The sequence below is a fragment of the Corynebacterium sp. HMSC063A05 genome (assembly GCF_001809695.1).
Classification (GTDB): domain Bacteria; phylum Actinomycetota; class Actinomycetes; order Mycobacteriales; family Mycobacteriaceae; genus Corynebacterium; species Corynebacterium amycolatum.
Map to the genome: position 1 here is coordinate 139,495 of NZ_KV798493.1, position 17,786 is coordinate 157,280.

Here is a 17,786-nt window from a genome sequence, read left to right on the forward strand (position 1 = left end):
AAGACTCCGAGCTCGCTTCCGCGAGCCCCTGCAGAGCTAGGGCAACAGCCCCGTCCATTAACTATCATGCACTGATTCGCACATGCTTGACGACGACCCCGCGCCCACCACAAAGGCCCCGCTACCAGTGACGATAACGGGGCCTTTGCATTTGTCTATTCAGTTAATTGAGATTGGCTGAGCTGTTCGGGCAGCGCTGCCAGCCAAGGACTCAGTGGTTATTAGTGATCAACCGCAGCCTCGGTACCGACACCGGTCAGGGAGCGAACTTCCATCTCAGCTGCCAGGTCATCGAAGTTATCCGGCTTGCCCATGTAGGTGGCGATGATGCCAGCCAAGAACGCCAGCGGGATTGCGAGCAGACCCGGCGAGGTCAGCGGGAACCAGGAGAAGTCAACGGACGGAATCATCGAGGACTCGCTGCCAGAAACTGCCGGGGAGAAGATAATCAGAACCAGCGAGGCGATGACACCGGTGTACATGGAGGCAACTGCGCCTGCGGTGTTGAAGCGCTTCCAGAACAGGGACATCAGGATGGTTGGAACGTTTGCGGATGCGGCCACTGCGAAGGCCAGTGACACCAGGAAGGCGACGTTCTGCCCCATGGCCAGGATGCCGAGGATAATGGAGACAACACCCAGCACGATAACGGTGATGCGGGAGACGCGAACCTGCTCGGCTTCCGTTGCCTGTCCCTTGCGGATCACGGCCTGGTAGAGGTCCTGGCCGACAGAAGCGGAAGCGGTAATTGCCAGACCAGCGACCACTGCCAGCACGGTAGCGAACGCCACTGCGGAGACCACTGCCATGAAGATGGAGCCACCGATTTCGAAGGCCAGCAGCGGAGCGGCAGCGTTGGCTCCGCCCGGCGCGGCCGTGATGCGGTCCGGGCCGACGAGCGCAGCAGCACCGTAGCCGAGCACCAGGGTCAACAGGTAGAAGCCACCGATGAGGATGATTGCCCAAGTCACGGACTTACGAGCTTCCTTTGCGGTCGGCACCGTGTAGAAGCGCATGAGCACGTGAGGCAGACCAGCAACACCGAGAACCAGTGCCAGGCCTAGCGAGATGAAGTCCAGCTGCTGGACGAAGGAGCCGCCGTACTTCAGACCCGGCTCAAGAATGGCGGAGGCTTCGTAGCCCTTCTCGGCGATGTAGTCCGAGCTCGCGTGCATGTCCACTGCGTCCTGCAGTAGCTGAGAGAAGTTGCCCTTAACACCCACCAGAATGATCAGGGTCATGATGATGACAGCACCGACCAGCAGGACGGCCTTAATCATCTGCACGTAAGTGGTGCCCTTCATGCCACCGATGAGAACGTAGGCAACCATGATGATGCCAACGACTGCGACAACGATGGACTGCTGAGTGGAGTCATGAATGTTGAGCAGCACGGCGACCAGGGAACCTGCACCGGCCATCTGCGCGATGAGGTAGAACAGGGTCACTGCGAGAGTGGAGATAGCAGCTGCGGTACGGACCGGACGCTGCTTAAGACGGAATGACAGCACGTCGGCCATGGTGAACTTACCGACGTTTCGCAGCGGCTCTGCAACCAGCAGCAGCGCGACGAGCCAAGCGACGAAGAAGCCGATGGAGTACAGGAATCCATCGTAACCAGTCAGCGCAATGGCGCCGACGATACCGAGGAAGGAAGCCGCCGAGAGGTAGTCACCTGCAATGGCGAGACCGTTTTGGGTACCGGAGAACTGTGCACCACCGGTGTAGAAGTCCGATGCTCCCTTGTTTCCGCCCTTGCCCACGCGAGTAACGATGAACATGGTCGCAACAATGAAGGCGACGAAGACCGCGATGTTGAGAATCGGGTTACCTGCTGCTGCAGTGTCATCTGCAGCAAAGAAACTGGTCAGCATGTCTATGCCTCCTTCTTTGCGACGATTTCAGCGATTTCTCCGCTTTCCAGTGCCTCGCGCAGCTCTGCCTGCATCGGCTCAAGCTTCTTGTTGGCGAAGTTGATGTACACCCAAGTGATGGCGAAGGTGGTCACGAACTGGAGCAGACCAAGGACAATGCCCAGGTTGATGTTGCCCAGTACGGGAGTTGCCATGAGGTCCGGCGCAAACGTCGCAAACAGAACGAATGCGATGTACCACACCAGACCTGCAACGGTCATCGGGATAGCGAATGAACGGAATGTAGAGCGGAGCTCTTGGAACTGCGCTGAGTCTTGCACGTAGCGGTACTCAGCCGCCTGTGGCTTATGCCGGCCTGTCGGCATAGGAGTTGCGGACACGGGCTAATCCTTTCCAGGAAGTTATGCAGGTGTTCGTAATGGGGTTCAGCACAGCCACCCTACTGGTGTGCCATGCACCACACTTTTCATTAGGTGTTGAAACAAAGTTACCTGGAACACAGTTAGCAAAGAAGTTAAATGCGACTAACCACTTCTCAGCGAGCCTTAAGGCACCCCCAAAAACGCCATTACCTGCATACTTGAGGAGACCTTTTACTACCCCCCCCATTTACGCTGTTATGCTCGTATTCTCCACTTCTTCCGGCAATGGCTTACTCTGACGCCACCACCACAGCGCCTCGATAATGACCGCACCGATGGCGCCCACAATCAGCGCAGGAATCAACAGCTCCCGCCCCACCCAGTACAGATTAAGCACTGAAGCCACTGATCGAACCGAGAAAATAAACAGGTACGCTCCTGCCGACACCGCCAGCAACAGAACCTTCCACCAGGTGTATGGCCTAGCCACGACCACCAAGACCCAAAATGCCGAAACAATCAGCACAATGAGGGTCGCGGTGGACGCCTCCCCTCGTGCCGCATCGCCGGCGTCGACTCCCGGGTTTGCCCACAACCAAAATATGAAGGTCAACAACCCCACCGTGATGCCCGCCGGTATCGCTAAGCGCAACACGCGCCGCACGAAACCATCGCGCGCACGCTCCAAGTTAGGAGCCAACGACAGCACGAAGGCCGGGATTCCAATCGTGAACCAGCCCGTAATGGTCACATGAATCGGCTCGAATGGATAATCCATCCCCCACAGCCCCACAGCCAGCGCCAATACCACCGAGTAGATGGTCTTCGTCAAAAAGAGGTTGGCCACACGCTCGATATTGCCAATGACGCGACGCCCCTCCGCCACAATCATCGGCATCACGGCGAAGCGATTATCCAACAGCACCAACTGCGCAACCGAACGTGTCGCCGGCGCCCCATCGCCCATAGCCACGCCCAGATTCGCCGCTTTCAGCGCCAGCACATCATTGACACCGTCACCGGTCATCGCCACATGATGTCCGCGCGACTGCAGCGCATGGACCATATCGCGCTTATTCTCCGCCGTGACACGGCCAAAGATCTGCCGCGACTCCACAATGTCTGCAAATTCATCGCGAATCTCGGCGCTCTTAGCTTCGCTACCATCATCGCGGCTCGCCGGAAGCTCAGAAGCATCGACAGGGTTGTTAGCCCCCTGCATTTCCAGCTCACGTGCAACAGCCCCCACGGAGCGGTCATTGTCACCAGAAATGACCTTGACCTCGACACCTTCTTCATAGAAGTAGGCCACCGTGTCCGCCGCATCTGAACGCACCTTCTGCCCTAGCACGACAAGTGCGACCGGCTCCAACTCCACCTCGCCACTCTTCCGCAGCGCACCGCCGGGCAGGCCATCTGCCCCAACTGAGGTCCGCGCAAGCAGGAGCACACGAAGTCCTTCCTCCATAAGCTGCCGAGCTTTCTGCATGCCGACCGCGGAGTCGTCGACAAGCACATCGGGCGCGCCGAAAACCCACGTCGCACCGCCGTGATACGTCAGCGCCGACCACTTATTCGCTGAAGTGAAGGGGCGGGTTTCGGTCTGCTCATGCTTTACGACGTCCCCTGCGTCCGCAAGCCCATCGAGTAGTGCGCGAGCCGTTGCGTTGGGGCGATCGTCGAGCTTGCAAAGATTGATGAGCACAGCGTCGAGCTCATCGCGGGAAGTACCGTCACCCGATACGATATCGACTTCTACCAGCTGCATCGCGTTTTCGGTGAGTGTGCCAGTTTTGTCGACGCACACGGTGTCAACGCGCGCGAGACCTTCGATGGCGGGCAACTCATTGACCAGCACTCGATGCCGCCCCAAGCGCACCACGCCGAGGGCAAATGCGATGGTGGTCATGAGAACAAGCCCCTCAGGAACCATGGGCACCAGCGTGGCGACCATCCCCAGTAGCGCATCATTGAGATCATCGCCGGCAACAAAGAGCTGCGTATAGATTGCCAGAGCGCCGACGGGAATGAGAATCCAAGAAATGTAGGTCAGGATCTTGTTGATGCCGCGGAAGAGCTGGGAATCAGTCAGCGTGAACTTGTTGGCCTCAGCTGCGAGCTTGGCGGCGTAAGCCTCCTTGCCCACTTTGGTGGCCTGATATCGCGCCGACCCCACCACGACCGAGGAACCCGAGTAGACCATGTCCCCAACGCTCTTATCGACGGCATCGGATTCACCGGTGAGAGAGGATTCATCGACGGCCACGTCAGAGGCGTAGCGGAGAATACCGTCAACGACGATTTGGTCGCCGGGACCGACCTCGATGAGATCGTCGAGAACGACGGACTCGCGGTCGATCTCGCGAGCCGGCTCTCCGTCGCGAATGACCATGGGCTTTGCGCGGCCGACAATGGAGAGCTTGTCCAGTGTGCGCTTGGCACGCAGTTCTTGGATGATGCCGACGATAGAGTTGGCGATAATCAGCAGACCAAAGGCACCGTTGACGATTGAGCCGGTATAGAGCACGACTGCGAATAACACAGCGAGAATACCGTTAATCCGGGTAAACACATTGGCACGGATGATGTCCCACACACTGCGCCCGGATGTTGGCGGCAGCTCGTTGACGTGCCCCAACTCGATGCGTTGCTGGACCTGCTGTTGAGTAAGACCGCTGTCGGGAGTTTTCCACGAGCCCATGACTGCCTACCCTATTCGCCTAATTGCTGAACCTATTCGAACTATTTGCCAATGAAATTTGGTTCGCGCTTTTCAGCTCGCGCCTTCGATGCCTCCGCAGCATCCTCGGAAGCCCAGACTGTGTCGTAGAGTTCCTGCTGGTAGTCCTTCAACGGGCTGTGCGTCTCATCGTCGTTGAGCACCGCCTTGTGGTAGGCCAGCGACAGTGGCGCATAGGTGGCGATACGGAGCGCTACCTCCTCAGCCTTGTCCGGACCACCGAGGTAGGAAGCCAGACCACAACCGCGGGCGGCTTCCTGATCCATGCGCTCGGCCGCCAACAAAATAGTGCGGGCACGGGCACCGCCGACGAGTACACGTACGCGGCGAATAGTCCAGGCATCGACAGCGATACCGAGCTTGACCGGCGGAATCATAAACCAACCGCGATCGCCAACGACGCGTAAATCAGCTGCCATCGCCAGCTGCATGCCAGCGCCGACGGCCGGTCCCTGCACATCCGCAATAACCACCAGACGGCTGGCCTCGATTGTGCGCAGCATTCGACGCAGCTGCTCATGGAAGGAATCGTCGTGATGCTGGCCGCTCAGGTCAGCACCCGCACAGAACGCACGACCTTCGCCGCGCAGCAGGATAACGCGCTGCTCGGGAACCTCAGCGGCAGCTTCCACCGCGTCGGCAATCTCACGACACACGTCGGCAGTCAGGGAGTTGCGCTTATGATCTCGATCAATGGTGATAGTGACAATCGCGCCGTCGGCTTCGACGCGGATTTCAGATGCTGGGTTCGTCATAGCATTTAGGCTACCCGCGAAACACCAATAGTGATGGGGCTATAAGCAACTCTAAATTCGCTTATTCATTGCCGAATACCCGCGGGTCGCCGCTCAGGCGCCCGTCGGCACGCGCCATCGACGCAATCGTCTCCATGTCCTCGTCGGTCAGCTCAAAGTCGGAGACCTGAAAGTTCTCCTTGATGCGCGACGGCGTACCCGACTTCGGGATGGCCACGATGCCACGCTGGAGGTGCCAGCGGATAGCAACTTGGGCGGGAGTTTTACCCAGGCGGTCTGCGATTTCAGCAATCGGCGAACCTTCAAAGTACTTCGCGCGCCCCAGTGGCGACCACGCCTGCGTAACGATGCCACGACGGCGATCGTCTGCGATCTGCTCATCCTGCGGGAACTGCGGATGCAGCTCAATTTGGTTGACCACCGGAACCTCGGAGAGCTGGTCGAGGACCTCTGGGTAGAAGTTCGCCACACCAACCGAGCGAATCAGCCCCTCTCGCTTGAGCTCTAGCAGCGTGTCGAAGCACTGCCCAAACGTCCCCTGCTTCGCCACCGGCCAGTGCACAAGCACCAGGTCAACATAGTCAAGGCCGAGCCGCTCCAAAGATGCCTGCACGGATTCGCGCGTCGCCGCCGTCTCCTGCGCATCGTTCCAGACCTTCGTGGTCACGAAGATATCTTCACGCTTTACGACGTTCGCAGCGACCGCATCAGCAATTCCCTGCCCAACTCCACGCTCATTGCCATAGAGCGATGCGGTGTCGATGTGACGGTATCCGAGCTCCAGAGCATAGCGCACGGATTCACGCGCTTGCGCATCGTCGAGCTTGTAGGTACCAAACCCCAGAATCGGGATGGCGTTACCATCAACCATTTCCACGTTGACAATTCCGGTTGTCGCTGCATCGTACTTCAGATTGGGTGCGGTCATGCCAACCGAGTGTACGGAAGTGTACGGGCTGAAAATTTTTTAGATTTTTTCTGCCCCGCTGACCTGCGATTTAAAAAAGTGATTGCCATTCATTTTGTTGCAAACAGTTGACGGAGCGTTGTGTTTATACAATACTTTGGAATGTGTCCCCAAAGATTAGACCCAAAGAACCGATATTCAACAGAATCTCAGTGCTGCGGGCAGAACACGGACTCAGCCGAGCCGAACTAGCCAAACAAGTAGAGGTCAATCCTCAAACGATTGGCGCGTTGGAGCGAGGTGACCACTACCCCAGCTTGGATCTGGCATTCCGCATTTGCGCAGTGTTCGATCTCCCCGTGGAAGCAGTGTTTTCTCGCGAGGAATTCAAGCCCATGTCCTCTGCCCTCTACCGAAAGGAAAGCTGACGATGCCAACTATTCGGACTGAAAACGCAACACCGAGCTTTTTTGAGAAGCTAGAAGTCCGGCGAGAAGCAAAATACACAAAGCGCGTCGAGCAGATGTCAGGCTGGCTGACTAATTGGCGCAACCAGGCGGCGCGGCGGAAGCTGGTCATCGCATTCGAGGTGTGCCTTGTGCTGATGCTGCTGAGCGGCATCGCACTTCTCGGCACTCTGACCAACATTTTCCCGGACTGGCTTTCTATGTTCTGGCCCGCGACTTCCCTCATAATGATCTTTGTCTGGACCAGCCTCAACATCACAGTCGACATGGTTGACAGCGCACCCATCTCACTACTGGACGAGTACCAGCAAGAACAAATTTTGAACCTGCGCGGACTCACTTACCGCTGCTTCCTCTACTTCGGCCTAGTGTCCTTCCTCGCTCTAGTTCTGGTGGGCACCTATGTTCTGAACGCACAGCCTGACTGGGGACACTACATTCCGTACAGCTTCGGAATCTTCGGCATCGTCATCTTTCTTTTCATTTCCACACTGCCCACCGTCGTCTACGCCTGGAATCTGCGGGACGACTAGCCCGGGCCCAAATCTCACGCTCCCCCCTCCCCTCTGCCCTTCACTCCTCAATCTAAGGATCACCATGAACAGCCTCATTGTTGACGGGCTTGAGAAGTCCTACGGAGACCTGCAGGTTCTCCGTGGCATGAGCTTCCAAGTCAACCCTGGAGAAATCTACGGTTTCGTCGGCTCCAACGGTGCCGGCAAGACCACCACCATGCGCATTGCCCTCGGCGTGCTGGCCACCGATAAAGGCGAAGTGCGCATCGGCAATACCCCGATGAATGACTCGCTACGCCGCACGATTGGCTACATGCCAGAAGAACGCGGTCTCTACCCGAAGGCTGAAGTCCGCAAGCAGCTGATCTACTTTGCTCGCTTGCACGGTGTGCCCACCAAGCGCGCGGAGTCCAACGCCGATAACTTGTTGGCACGCCTCGGTCTCACCGAGCGCGCCAACGACAAGGTCGACACGCTCTCGCTCGGCAATCAGCAGCGCGTGCAGCTGGCAGCCTCCCTCGTCCACGACCCGGAGGTACTCGTCCTCGACGAGCCTTTCTCTGGCCTCGACCCAGTTGCGGTCAAGGTGATGAGCTCGGTCCTCAAAGAGTACGCCGACCGCGGCACCCCAATCGTGTTTTCCTCTCACCAGCTCGACCTCGTCGAGCGCATGTGTGACCGCGTCGGCATCATCCGCGACGGCCGCATGCTCGTGGAAGGCACCGTTGATGAGCTGCGCGCACGTGGCCCACGGGCTTTCGTCGTCAAGCTCGATGGTGCGTCCCAGGATTGGGCGGCCTCTGTCGAAGGCGTAACAAGCGTGGAGCGCGAGGCCCACGGCTCCACCGTCGTTCACCTCGATTCCGACGCCCCAGCCGACACCGACCAGAAGCTGCTGCACAGCGCAATGGCAGCGGGAACGGTCCGTTCGTTCGGACCTCTGCAAATTCCACTTACCGAGCTCTACCAGGAGGCCGTACAGCAATGAGCACCAACACTTACAACGCCTCAACGGCCGTCAAGACCGTTTTCGTCCGCGAACTCCGCGAGCATCTACTGAAGAAGAGCTCGCTGATCACGCTCATCATCATGGCAGTGGCGGTCGTCGGCGGTATCTTCGTTGCCGACTACATGACTTCCAAGTCCGATAATGACGCTGTCAAGATCGCGGTTGTCGGAGAAGCGCCGTTCGCGGACTCTCTCGCCGACGCCACCGCCGAAATGAAGGACGCTGAAGACGCGGACGCCGCAGCCGGCGCATTTTCCACGGCATCACTGTCACCGTTGGAGACTACGTCCGCTGCAGACGACAAGGCCGCTCGCGCTGCCGTCACCGACGGCGATGCCGACGCCGCTCTCGTCCCCGACACGGCAGAAGGCAGGGAAGGGTCGTGGAAACTGCTTGCCGACGACGCCCCATCCTGGCTAGCCCCAATGCTGCAGGAGTCGCTGCAGAAACAGAACGAAGCCATGCTGCTCAGCGAAAACGGAATCAACCCCGGCGAGTTTTTCTCCAAGACTCAAAGCGCAGTCGTGTCGGTGGAATCCCTGGATGAAGCAAAAGACGAGAAGATGCCTGCGATGCTCATCACGCTAATCGGTGTGATGGTCATGATGACCGCCATCCTCGTCTTCGGTGGCGCAGTTGCCACCAGCGTCATCGAGGAGAAGTCCTCCCGCGTCATCGAGATCATTCTCTCGACAGTCCGCCCGGCGCACCTGTTGGCCGGCAAGATCCTCGGCGCCGGTCTGGCCGGCATCATCATGATGAGTGTGCTGACCGCCAGCGCCGCAATTGCCCTCATGATTACCGGATTGGCGGAGAGCTTCGACGTCCCGTGGTCCGCAGTCTGGCTGCTGGTCCCGTGCTTCATCCTCGGTTACTTCTTCTTCGCAGCGCTGTATGCAGCCTCCGCATCACTGGTCAGCCGCATGGAAGATTTCCAGGGCGCACAGATGCCGGTACTGGTGTTCTCGCTGATTACGATGTATGTTCCGCTGTTTGGCTGGAGCAAGCTGGACTCTACCGTCATGCAGATTGCCTCGTGGATTCCGCCGGTTTCCATCACCACCGCTCCGTTGCAGTATGCCGTTGGCAACTTCTCCGCACTCCAGTTGGTTGCCTCACTGCTAATCATGGTTGTGGGAGTAGCCGCAGTCATCGCACTCGCAGCCTGGATCTACCCGCGCAATGTCCTGCGCACCGGTGCCGCGGTCAGCTGGAAGAAGGCCCTAACGGCCAAGAGCTAGTCCCAGCCCTGCCAAAAAAGGAGCGTGGCCCCCTTCGGCCACAGTCACCTAAAACCGAATACTCGTCAATCGCGTAGTTTGCTCAGCGCACCTTATAGACCGTGGTCCGCCGCAAACTGCGCGATTTTTCCTGTCTCGCCATAAGAGGTCTGCGCCCCCACGCCTGTCGCCGCATGAGCCGAGACCACCGCCGCAAGACGAGCTGCCGTCACCACATCATCGCCCGCGGCCAACGCGGTGAGGACCGTGCCCATGTACGCATCACCGCAGCCCGTGGTATCCACGACCTCGATGGGCAGCGCCGGAATGCGTGTGACTGACACCTCGCTTTCCGACGTCCTCAGGACCGCAGACCCCTCCCCACCAAGTGTGACAATGGCCGTGGAAATCCCGTGTTCGTCGGCAAGCGCGCGACCAACCGCGTCCCACTGACCGTGCTCGCAACCGGCGACCGCGCGCTCGCAGCCGATTATGGCTGCGAGTTCGTGCTCATTGACAATGAGGACATCGACCAGCGCGAGCAGATCCTCACTGACCGCCCGAATCGGCGACAGGTTGAACACCACCGGCACGCCCGCATCGTGGGCAATCTGCGCGGCGGCCAGGACCGCCTCATCACAAATCTCCAGACACAGACCGAGGCACCCCGCCCGCTGAATCTTGTCCGCATGACTGCGAACCGTCTCAGCATCGACTTCACCATTGGCGCCAGCGGAGATGACAATGAAATTCTCCGCCGCATCATCAACAACAATCATGGCTGTGCCAGTGGCAGAGTCGACGGTCTCAACTGCGGAGATGTCCACGTGAGCGTCGGTAAGCGCGTCGCGCAGCAACTGTGCGTTGGGATCCGAACCGACCGCGCCGACCAGTTCCACGGCCGCGCCCAGCCTGCCAGCCGTCGCCGCCTGATTCGCCGACTTACCGCCCGGCAGAATACGCAAGGGACTCCCCTCGATAGTCTCACCACCATGCGGCAGGCGCTTCACAGTGACAGTCAGGTCTGCGTTGATGGAACCGACGACACATACGTTTGGCCGCTGATTAGCCAGCTCGGTGAGGCGCTCAGTAATCGGCATTGGTTCGACTCCTCGGTAGTGCGGACATGTTTTTTCCGACAATAGCGCTACCCCTTTCCGCCCACCATCAACTAAGCCGGTTTACCCCTTGTTTACTACCGTGGAGGTATGGCTAGAATCAGCGCCCAACAAGTAATAGATACCGTCCTCGACCACGGAAGTTTCACATCCTGGGACGGCGCGCCCGAGCACGGTGACATCGACGAGGCCTACCGCGGCACACTGTCCCGCGCCTCTGATAAAACAGGTCTCGATGAGGCCGTTATCACCGGCGAAGGCACCGTCGGCGGCAAGCGCGTCGCCGTCATCTGTTCTGAGTTCGGCTTCCTCGGCGGTTCTATCGGCACCGCTACCGCTCGCCGGATTATCCGCAGCATCGAGCGCGCGACCGCGGAGCAGCTGCCGCTGTTGCTCTCACCAACCTCGGGCGGCACTCGCATGCAGGAGGGCACCGCGGCGTTCGCGCTCATGATCTCTATTACCACCGCAGTGGCGCGCCACAAGGATTCTCACTTGCCCTTCCTGGTGTACCTGCGCAATCCCACCACCGGCGGTGTCATGGCGTCGTGGGGGTCGGCAGGTCACTTCACTTTCGCAGAGCCCGGCGCGCTTCTCGGCTTCCTCGGCCCGCGCGTCGTCGAGCTCGCTACCGGCGAACCCATGCCCGAAGGCGTTCAGACCTCCGAGAACCTGTTCAAGCAGGGCATTATCGACGGCATCATTCCGCTCGAAGGTCTGCGCGGCGCTGTCCGCCGCACCATCGACGTGCTTGCCGACGGAGACCCCAGCGAACCCACCCCACCGCCAGCAGCAGACATTGATGGTCGCGATACCTGGGAAGCTATCCTGCGCACCCGCGATACTTCTCGTCCAGGTGGCGGCGATATTATCGATGCCCTTGTCGACTGCTCCGTGCCAATCTCCGGCACTGGCGATGGCCACAAATCGCTGTCGGTCCGGGCTCGCCTAGCGCGGATTGGTGAGCGGCCGGTGATTTTGGTCGCCCAGGACCGGCATAACCAGCCGCCGCTGGGCACACACCCAATGGGGCCGGGTTCGCTGCGTTTTGCCCGCCGCGCGATGCGCATTGCGGAGAGCCTGAACATTCCGCTGGTCACGGTCATTGATACCCCCGGCGCTGAGTTGACCAAAGATGCCGAGGAAAATGCCATGGCCGGCGAGATTGCCCGCACCTTGACCACGCTGGTGAACTTGAAGGTCCCGACCGTGTCTCTCATTCTCGGCCAGGGCTGCGGTGGTGGCGCGCTGGCCATGCTGCCCTCTGACCGCGTGCTGGCAATGCACGATGCCTGGATGTCTCCGTTGCCTCCGGAGGGTGCTTCGGCGATTATCTACCGAGACACCGAGCATGCTCCAGAAATGATGGAGGAACAGGGCGTTGGCGCCGAGGCCATGCTGAAGACCGGGGTCATCGACGAGATCGTGGCCGAACCTGCGGATCCGGCCGAACTGCCCCGCCGTGCCCTGAGCGCTATCGAGCACGCCCTCTGGGAACTGGAGAAGAACCCGGCTCGCGTTGGCCGTGAGCAACGTTTCGACCACTACCGTCGCTTCGCACTGGGTGAGTAGGGGGCCGGGGGCTGGTTTGGGCCTGGTTCAGGCCTTCAGCCCCACCCCAATCTCAGAAAGCAAGAAAGTGACTGGGTTTATGGCACTTTTGGGCAAATTTTCACGCCTGAAGCGTCATAAACGCAGTCACTTTCTCCGCTGGAGATCCGGGGCCTTACTATCGGGGAGAAGTTTTACTTAACGTCCAACAGATCGATGACAAAGACCAGGGTCTTACCAGACAGGAAGTGTCCTGCACCAGCCGGGCCGTAAGCCTTCTCCGGCGGGCAAATCAGCTCGCGGCGACCGCCGACCTTCATGCCCGGAATGCCTTCCTGCCAACCGGCAATCAGACCGTTCAGCGGGAACTCGATGGACTGGCCGCGGTTCCAGGAAGAGTCGAACTCTTCACCGGTCTCGTAGTCAACACCCACGTAGTGGACCTCGACGCGAGCACCCGGGGTGGCCTCCTTGCCGTCACCGACAGTGAGGTCGTTGATGACGAGTTCCGTCGGAGCCGGACCGGACTTAGCAGTGAGTTCTGGCTTGGACAAGACAATCTCCTATCACAGTTGGCATTTATCAAAGCTGGCAATTATTCCAACTTAAATGGACCCAACTCAAATGGGGTTTCTTAAAATTCTAGGAAAAATAAAAGGCGCGTACCAACCTTTCGAAGGCTAGTACGCGCCTTTTCGCGTTTTCAACGCTGGACTTTCTATGCTGAGCTACCTGCGAGGAACCCCTACGCGGTAATCGCTAAAACCTTAGCGCTGGTCGCGCGGAACGAAGTCACGCTCGGTCTCGCCGGTGTAAATCTGGCGAGGACGGTTGATCTTCGATGCCGGGTCAGTGACCTGCTCGTTGAACTGAGCAATCCAGCCCGGGAGGCGGCCGATGGCAAACAGGACGGTGAAGAAGTCCGTCGGGAAGCCCATGGCGCGGTAAATCAGGCCGGTGTAGAAGTCAACGTTCGGGTAGAGCTTGCGGGAGACGAAGTAGTCATCAGCCAGTGCAATCTCTTCCAGCTTCATGGCCAGATCCAGCAGCTCGTCGCCACCGAGGTGCTCGAGCACGTCGTGAGCGGTCTTCTTAGCGATAGCTGCACGCGGGTCGTAGGACTTGTAGACGCGGTGACCGAAGCCCATCAGGCGGACGCCCGGCTCCTTGTTCTTTACGCGGTTCATGAACTCGGTAGCGTCGCCACCGTGGTTCTGCTGGATGTCCTCGAGCATCTCCAGAACAGCCTGGTTAGCACCACCGTGCAGCGGGCCAGACAGAGCGTTGATACCAGCAGCGATGGAGACGAACATGGAAGCGCCGGAGGAAGCGACCATGCGGACGGTGGAGGTGGAGCAGTTCTGCTCGTGGTCAGCGTGCAGGATGAGCAGCTTGTCCAGAGCGTCAACCACAACCGGGTCAACCTCGTAGTCAGCGGTCGGGTAACCGAACATCATGCGCAGGAAGTTCTCGCGAGCGTTCAGGTTGTTGTCCGGGTACATGTACGGCTCACCCTTGGATGCGCGGTAAGCGTATGCAGCCAGCATCGGAACCTTAGCCATCAGGCGAACTGCAGCCAGGTTACGCTGCTCTTCGTTCAGCGGATCCAGCTCGTCCTGGTAGTAGGAAGCCAGAATGTTGACCGAAGAAGCCAGGGTCTGCATCGGGTGTGCGCCACGCGGGAAGATGCTGAATGCGCGACGGAAGTCCTCGTCCAGCAGGGTGTGGTGACGAATGTCGTGGTTGAACTGTGCGATCTCTTCCTCAGATGGGAGGTGACCGTGAATCAACAGGTAGGAAACCTCGTTGAAGGTGGCCTTCTCAGCCAGCTGCTCAATCGGGTAACCGCGGTAGCGCAGGATGCCGTTACCGCCGTCGATGTAAGTGATCTTGGACTCGGTAGAACCGGTGGCGGTGTAGCCCGGGTCGAAGGTGGTCAGTCCAGTTTCCTGGAGCATCTTGCCCAGAGCAATACCGTCGTTACCCTCGGTTGCCTTGACGATGTCCATCTCGAACTCGCCGCCCGGGTAGTGGAGTACAGCCTTGCCGTCTTTAGTAGCCACAACTTCCCTTTCACAGAAAAATTCTTCTTAACGACTCCAGAGTGCGGGGGAAGCAGGCACAGCGGAAAACAGCATGCTGCCTCCCAACTCCACGCCACCCCTTCGGGGTCGCATTGTTTCCAATGATTCAATTATGCGCGACATTTGCGTTCCATTGCATCTTGTCCAGTGAAAAAGTTTGCTTAGTTCACATCGACCGTGTCGTAACCATAAAGAACCGACACCTGCAGTGGATTAGAACACACAATATCAAAGAGTGTGAGCAGCGCAACACCCTCTACCCCATTCGGGCAGCCTGGGCTTACCCAATCTTGACCCCTCTTCACCCTGAAATGCAAATGAAAAAACGGGTTTATTACGTTGTCACTGCTCATTTACCAACCAGGAGCCCATTCAACAGCCGATGTCTTTAAAAGTTCAAAAGTCATCGAACCAACGCCCGAAAACACATCGACTAAATCCACAATAATCCACCCCTCCCTGCCCACCAGAGGCCCCACATCGCTAAGTTTTCAACGCCAACAAAACTGGAAAAAATTCTTCGCAAACTTTGCAAATACGTCAATCCACCCTGTTTTGTTATGCAAAGTACGGAAGCGGGGGCAATTGAACCCCACCCTTTTGCGATAAGTACCCCCGATTACCGCTAGAGTTTGAAGACAACGGCTGTATATCAAGCTTCACTTTGAATACACTTTGAAAGGTTGCGCCTCATATGAGCGATCAATTCCCAGTCCTCCCTGAAGAGTTCCAGCCCGGCGACGGCCGCTTTGGCTGCGGTCCGTCGAAGGTTCGCCCGGCGCAGATTCAGGCAATCGTTGACGGCGGTACCTCTATCATGGGTACTTCCCACCGTCAGCCGGCAGTGAAGAACGTTGTTGGTGACGTTCGCGAGGGTCTGGCTGAGCTCTTCCAGCTTCCGGAAGGCTACGAGATTGTCCTGTCCCTCGGCGGCGCAACCGCTTTCTGGGATGCTGCCACCTTTGGGCTCATCGAGAAGAAGTCCGCTCACCTGACTTACGGTGAGTTCTCCTCCAAGTTCGCCAAGGCCTCCAAGATGGCTCCGTGGCTCGACGCTCCGCAGATTATCGAAGCAGAGCCGGGTTCCGCACCTGAGGTTGTCGCTGGTGAAGAGGGCGTTGACCTTATTGGTTGGGCTCACAACGAGACCTCCACCGGCACCATGGTTCCGGTCACCCGCCCGGCAGGCTCCGAGGGCCAGCTCGTGGCTATCGACGCCACCTCCGGCGCCGGCGGCCTCCCGGTCGACATGTCCCAGGCTGACGTCTACTACTTCTCCCCGCAGAAGTGCTTCGCTTCTGACGGCGGTATCTGGTTGGCTGCAATGTCTCCGGCTGCCATCGAGCGTATTGAGAAGATCAATTCTTCCGACCGTTTCATCCCGGCTTTCCTGAACCTGCAAACTGCCGTTGATAACTCCCGCAAGAACCAGACCTACAACACCCCGGCCGTCGGTACTTTGCTGATGCTGGCTGATCAGGTCAAGTGGATGAACGCCAACGGCGGCCTCGACGGCATGGTCGCTCGCACCACCGAGTCCTCCTCCCACCTCTACAACTGGGCTGAGAACCGCGCGGAGGCAACTCCGTTCGTCACCGATGCTGCGAAGCGCTCGCTGGTCGTCGGCACCATCGACTTCGAGGACAACATCGACGCCGCACAGATTGCCAAGGTTCTGCGCGCCAACGGCATCCTCGATATCGAGCCGTACCGCAAGCTGGGCCGCAACCAGCTACGCATCGGTATGTTCCCGGCCATCGACCCGGAGGACATCCGTCGTCTGACTGGCGCTATCGACTGGGTTCTGGACAACGGCTACGCTGCCAAGTAATAGCAGGGCAGCTAGCAGCATGGCAGCTGCCAAGTAGCGGCATGGCCACTGCAAAGTAACGCCAAATTAGTCGCAAAGCAGCCGCCTTTTACCGGCCTCAGCCGCTTAACTCCCGCGCCACGCGCAAGGGCATTGCCCCAATTGTCCGTGACGCGGGAGTTTTGTCGTTTACCATGATTAGTGAGCATTACTTATAACGTCGACCAACAAGGAGGTTCTCGCATGAGGGAGCTGAAGCCAGTTCTGGACGGCGATGTGACCGATTCACTGATTCTCGTTCCCGCTGATATCACCGAGCAGGAACGGCAGGAGGGACTTCGCTTCACGCTGCCTCTCGACGAGAACCTACGCACTTTCCTGGTCGAGCACTTCGAGCTCGCCGATGCCACCGGTTCCCCTGCTGCAGCTGATTCCGCATCGCTTGCCGACGGATCAAGCACCACCACCGCCACTGCCTGCGGTAGCTCTGGGGAGAGTGCTACCGCAGAGAGCGGTTCCACCGACGAAAGTTCCACTGGTGGCAGCACAGCGGAAGCCACCACTGCAAGCGGCGGCTCGGCCGAAGGCAGTGAGACGGCCGACAACTCCGGTGCGTCAGGCGGGGCACCGAAAAAGACTCCAACGGCGCCGAAGCCAGTTCTGGAAGAGCCTCGCGTCGTTTTGTCGCCACGCGAGATTCAGGATCGCATTCGCAGCGGCCAGACGGTCGAGGAGCTCATTGAGTACAGCGGCATGCAGCCGCGCAAGATTGAGTCCTTCGCCTACCCGGTGCTTGCGGAGCGCGCACGTATTGCGGAGCTCGGCAAGCAGTCAAAGCCACGTCGCATTGATGGCCCGGCCAAGTTGTCCCTGTGGGAGATTCTCGCCACCGCTTTTGCCGCCCGTGGTCAGGAACTCGCCGATGCCTCGTGGGATGCCTACCGCGACCCGAGCGGACAGTGGATTGTGACGGTTACTTGGAATGTGGGCCACACCACCAACGTGGCCGAGTGGAGTTACCAGGCGGAGGGACTTTCCGCGCTCACCATTGCTCGCAATGAGCTGGCAGCAGAGCTGATTGACCCCGACTTTGCCCGCCGCAACCGAGACTTGGCTCCGCAGGCCAATCGAGCTGCTGATACCGCGGATACCTCTGAGATGCCAGCCGCATGGCAGTCTTCGGCGGAGCCGCAGCGAGGCCACGGGGAGCAGGACGTTCCGTCGCAAAGCGACGCCGACGACGACGATGTTGACGAGGCGGAGTTCTTGCAGCACCCGGACGCGGAGCAGCCGAAGCGCAAGAAGAAGACTGTCATGCCGTCGTGGGAGGATGTGCTTCTCGGCGTACGTCCGAACGGCCCGAAGAAGTAGGAG

At 59.0% G+C, this 17,786-nt stretch carries 15 protein-coding genes; 7 read left to right on the forward strand and 8 right to left on the reverse strand.

What is annotated here, in order from left to right; all coding sequences use genetic code 11:
• Positions 1 to 221: 221 nt before the first annotated feature.
• The 5 genes from HMPREF2651_RS01595 to HMPREF2651_RS01615 all read right to left on the reverse strand — a co-directional run bounded on the left by HMPREF2651_RS01595 (position 222) and on the right by HMPREF2651_RS01615 (position 6,659).
• Entirely contained in the window at positions 222 to 1,874 is a 1,653-nt protein-coding gene (locus tag HMPREF2651_RS01595; RefSeq protein WP_038626384.1) for a solute symporter family protein, read from the reverse strand.
• A gap of 2 nt (positions 1,875 to 1,876) precedes the next feature.
• On the reverse strand, positions 1,877 to 2,254 hold the full coding sequence (locus HMPREF2651_RS01600; protein ID WP_038626386.1) for a DUF485 domain-containing protein: 378 nt from the start codon (positions 2,252 to 2,254) through the stop codon (positions 1,877 to 1,879).
• A gap of 229 nt (positions 2,255 to 2,483) precedes the next feature.
• Complete coding sequence (locus HMPREF2651_RS01605; protein WP_038626388.1) at positions 2,484 to 4,937, reverse strand: HAD-IC family P-type ATPase; 2,454 nt, start codon at positions 4,935 to 4,937, stop codon at positions 2,484 to 2,486.
• 41 nt (positions 4,938 to 4,978) lie between these two features.
• Positions 4,979 to 5,731 (reverse strand): enoyl-CoA hydratase, encoded by a 753-nt coding sequence (locus HMPREF2651_RS01610; RefSeq protein ID WP_070585951.1) that lies wholly within the window; start codon positions 5,729 to 5,731, stop codon positions 4,979 to 4,981.
• A 61-nt stretch (positions 5,732 to 5,792) separates the two neighbouring features.
• Positions 5,793 to 6,659, reverse strand: coding sequence for an aldo/keto reductase (locus tag HMPREF2651_RS01615; protein ID WP_049180909.1), 867 nt, complete (start codon positions 6,657 to 6,659; stop codon positions 5,793 to 5,795).
• Between the two features lie 143 nt (positions 6,660 to 6,802).
• On the opposite strand from HMPREF2651_RS01615, the gene HMPREF2651_RS01620 reads away from it, so the two are divergent.
• The 4 genes from HMPREF2651_RS01620 (at position 6,803) to HMPREF2651_RS01635 (ending at position 9,870) form a co-directional block, all read left to right on the forward strand.
• Positions 6,803 to 7,066 carry a helix-turn-helix transcriptional regulator gene (locus HMPREF2651_RS01620; protein ID WP_038626393.1) on the forward strand — a complete coding sequence of 88 codons (264 nt, stop codon included), beginning with the start codon at positions 6,803 to 6,805 and terminating at the stop codon, positions 7,064 to 7,066.
• Between the two features lie 2 nt (positions 7,067 to 7,068).
• Positions 7,069 to 7,638, forward strand: coding sequence for a hypothetical protein (locus HMPREF2651_RS01625; RefSeq protein ID WP_038626395.1), 570 nt, complete (start codon positions 7,069 to 7,071; stop codon positions 7,636 to 7,638).
• A 64-nt stretch (positions 7,639 to 7,702) separates the two neighbouring features.
• Entirely contained in the window at positions 7,703 to 8,608 is a 906-nt protein-coding gene (locus HMPREF2651_RS01630; RefSeq protein ID WP_038626397.1) for an ABC transporter ATP-binding protein, read from the forward strand.
• Positions 8,605 to 9,870, forward strand: coding sequence for an ABC transporter permease (locus HMPREF2651_RS01635; RefSeq protein WP_038626399.1), 1,266 nt, complete (start codon positions 8,605 to 8,607; stop codon positions 9,868 to 9,870). Before HMPREF2651_RS01630 ends, HMPREF2651_RS01635 begins: the two co-directional genes overlap by 4 nt.
• Before the next feature lie 92 nt (positions 9,871 to 9,962).
• Here HMPREF2651_RS01635 and HMPREF2651_RS01640 read toward each other — a convergent pair whose 3' ends face one another.
• Complete coding sequence (locus tag HMPREF2651_RS01640; RefSeq protein WP_038626400.1) at positions 9,963 to 10,949, reverse strand: ribokinase; 987 nt, start codon at positions 10,947 to 10,949, stop codon at positions 9,963 to 9,965.
• Positions 10,950 to 11,057: 108 nt separating this feature from the next.
• On the opposite strand from HMPREF2651_RS01640, the gene HMPREF2651_RS01645 reads away from it, so the two are divergent.
• Positions 11,058 to 12,539 carry a carboxyl transferase domain-containing protein gene (locus HMPREF2651_RS01645; RefSeq protein ID WP_049180908.1) on the forward strand — a complete coding sequence of 494 codons (1,482 nt, stop codon included), beginning with the start codon at positions 11,058 to 11,060 and terminating at the stop codon, positions 12,537 to 12,539.
• Positions 12,540 to 12,712: 173 nt separating this feature from the next.
• On the opposite strand, the gene HMPREF2651_RS01650 is transcribed toward HMPREF2651_RS01645, so the two are convergent.
• Positions 12,713 to 13,072, reverse strand: coding sequence for an FKBP-type peptidyl-prolyl cis-trans isomerase (locus tag HMPREF2651_RS01650; protein WP_005511805.1), 360 nt, complete (start codon positions 13,070 to 13,072; stop codon positions 12,713 to 12,715).
• 213 nt (positions 13,073 to 13,285) lie between these two features.
• On the reverse strand, positions 13,286 to 14,581 hold the full coding sequence (locus tag HMPREF2651_RS01655; protein WP_038626406.1) for a citrate synthase: 1,296 nt from the start codon (positions 14,579 to 14,581) through the stop codon (positions 13,286 to 13,288).
• Between the two features lie 715 nt (positions 14,582 to 15,296).
• Between HMPREF2651_RS01655 and serC the strand changes: the two genes are divergently transcribed.
• Positions 15,297 to 16,433: a phosphoserine transaminase gene (gene serC, locus HMPREF2651_RS01660; RefSeq protein ID WP_049180907.1), complete on the forward strand. Its 1,137-nt coding sequence runs from the start codon at positions 15,297 to 15,299 to the stop codon at positions 16,431 to 16,433.
• 222 nt (positions 16,434 to 16,655) lie between these two features.
• The gene (gene sepH, locus HMPREF2651_RS01665) at positions 16,656 to 17,783 is read left to right on the forward strand and encodes a septation protein SepH (protein ID WP_049180906.1); all 1,128 of its coding nucleotides are present in this window, start codon (positions 16,656 to 16,658) and stop codon (positions 17,781 to 17,783) included.
• Positions 17,784 to 17,786 lie beyond the last annotated feature (3 nt).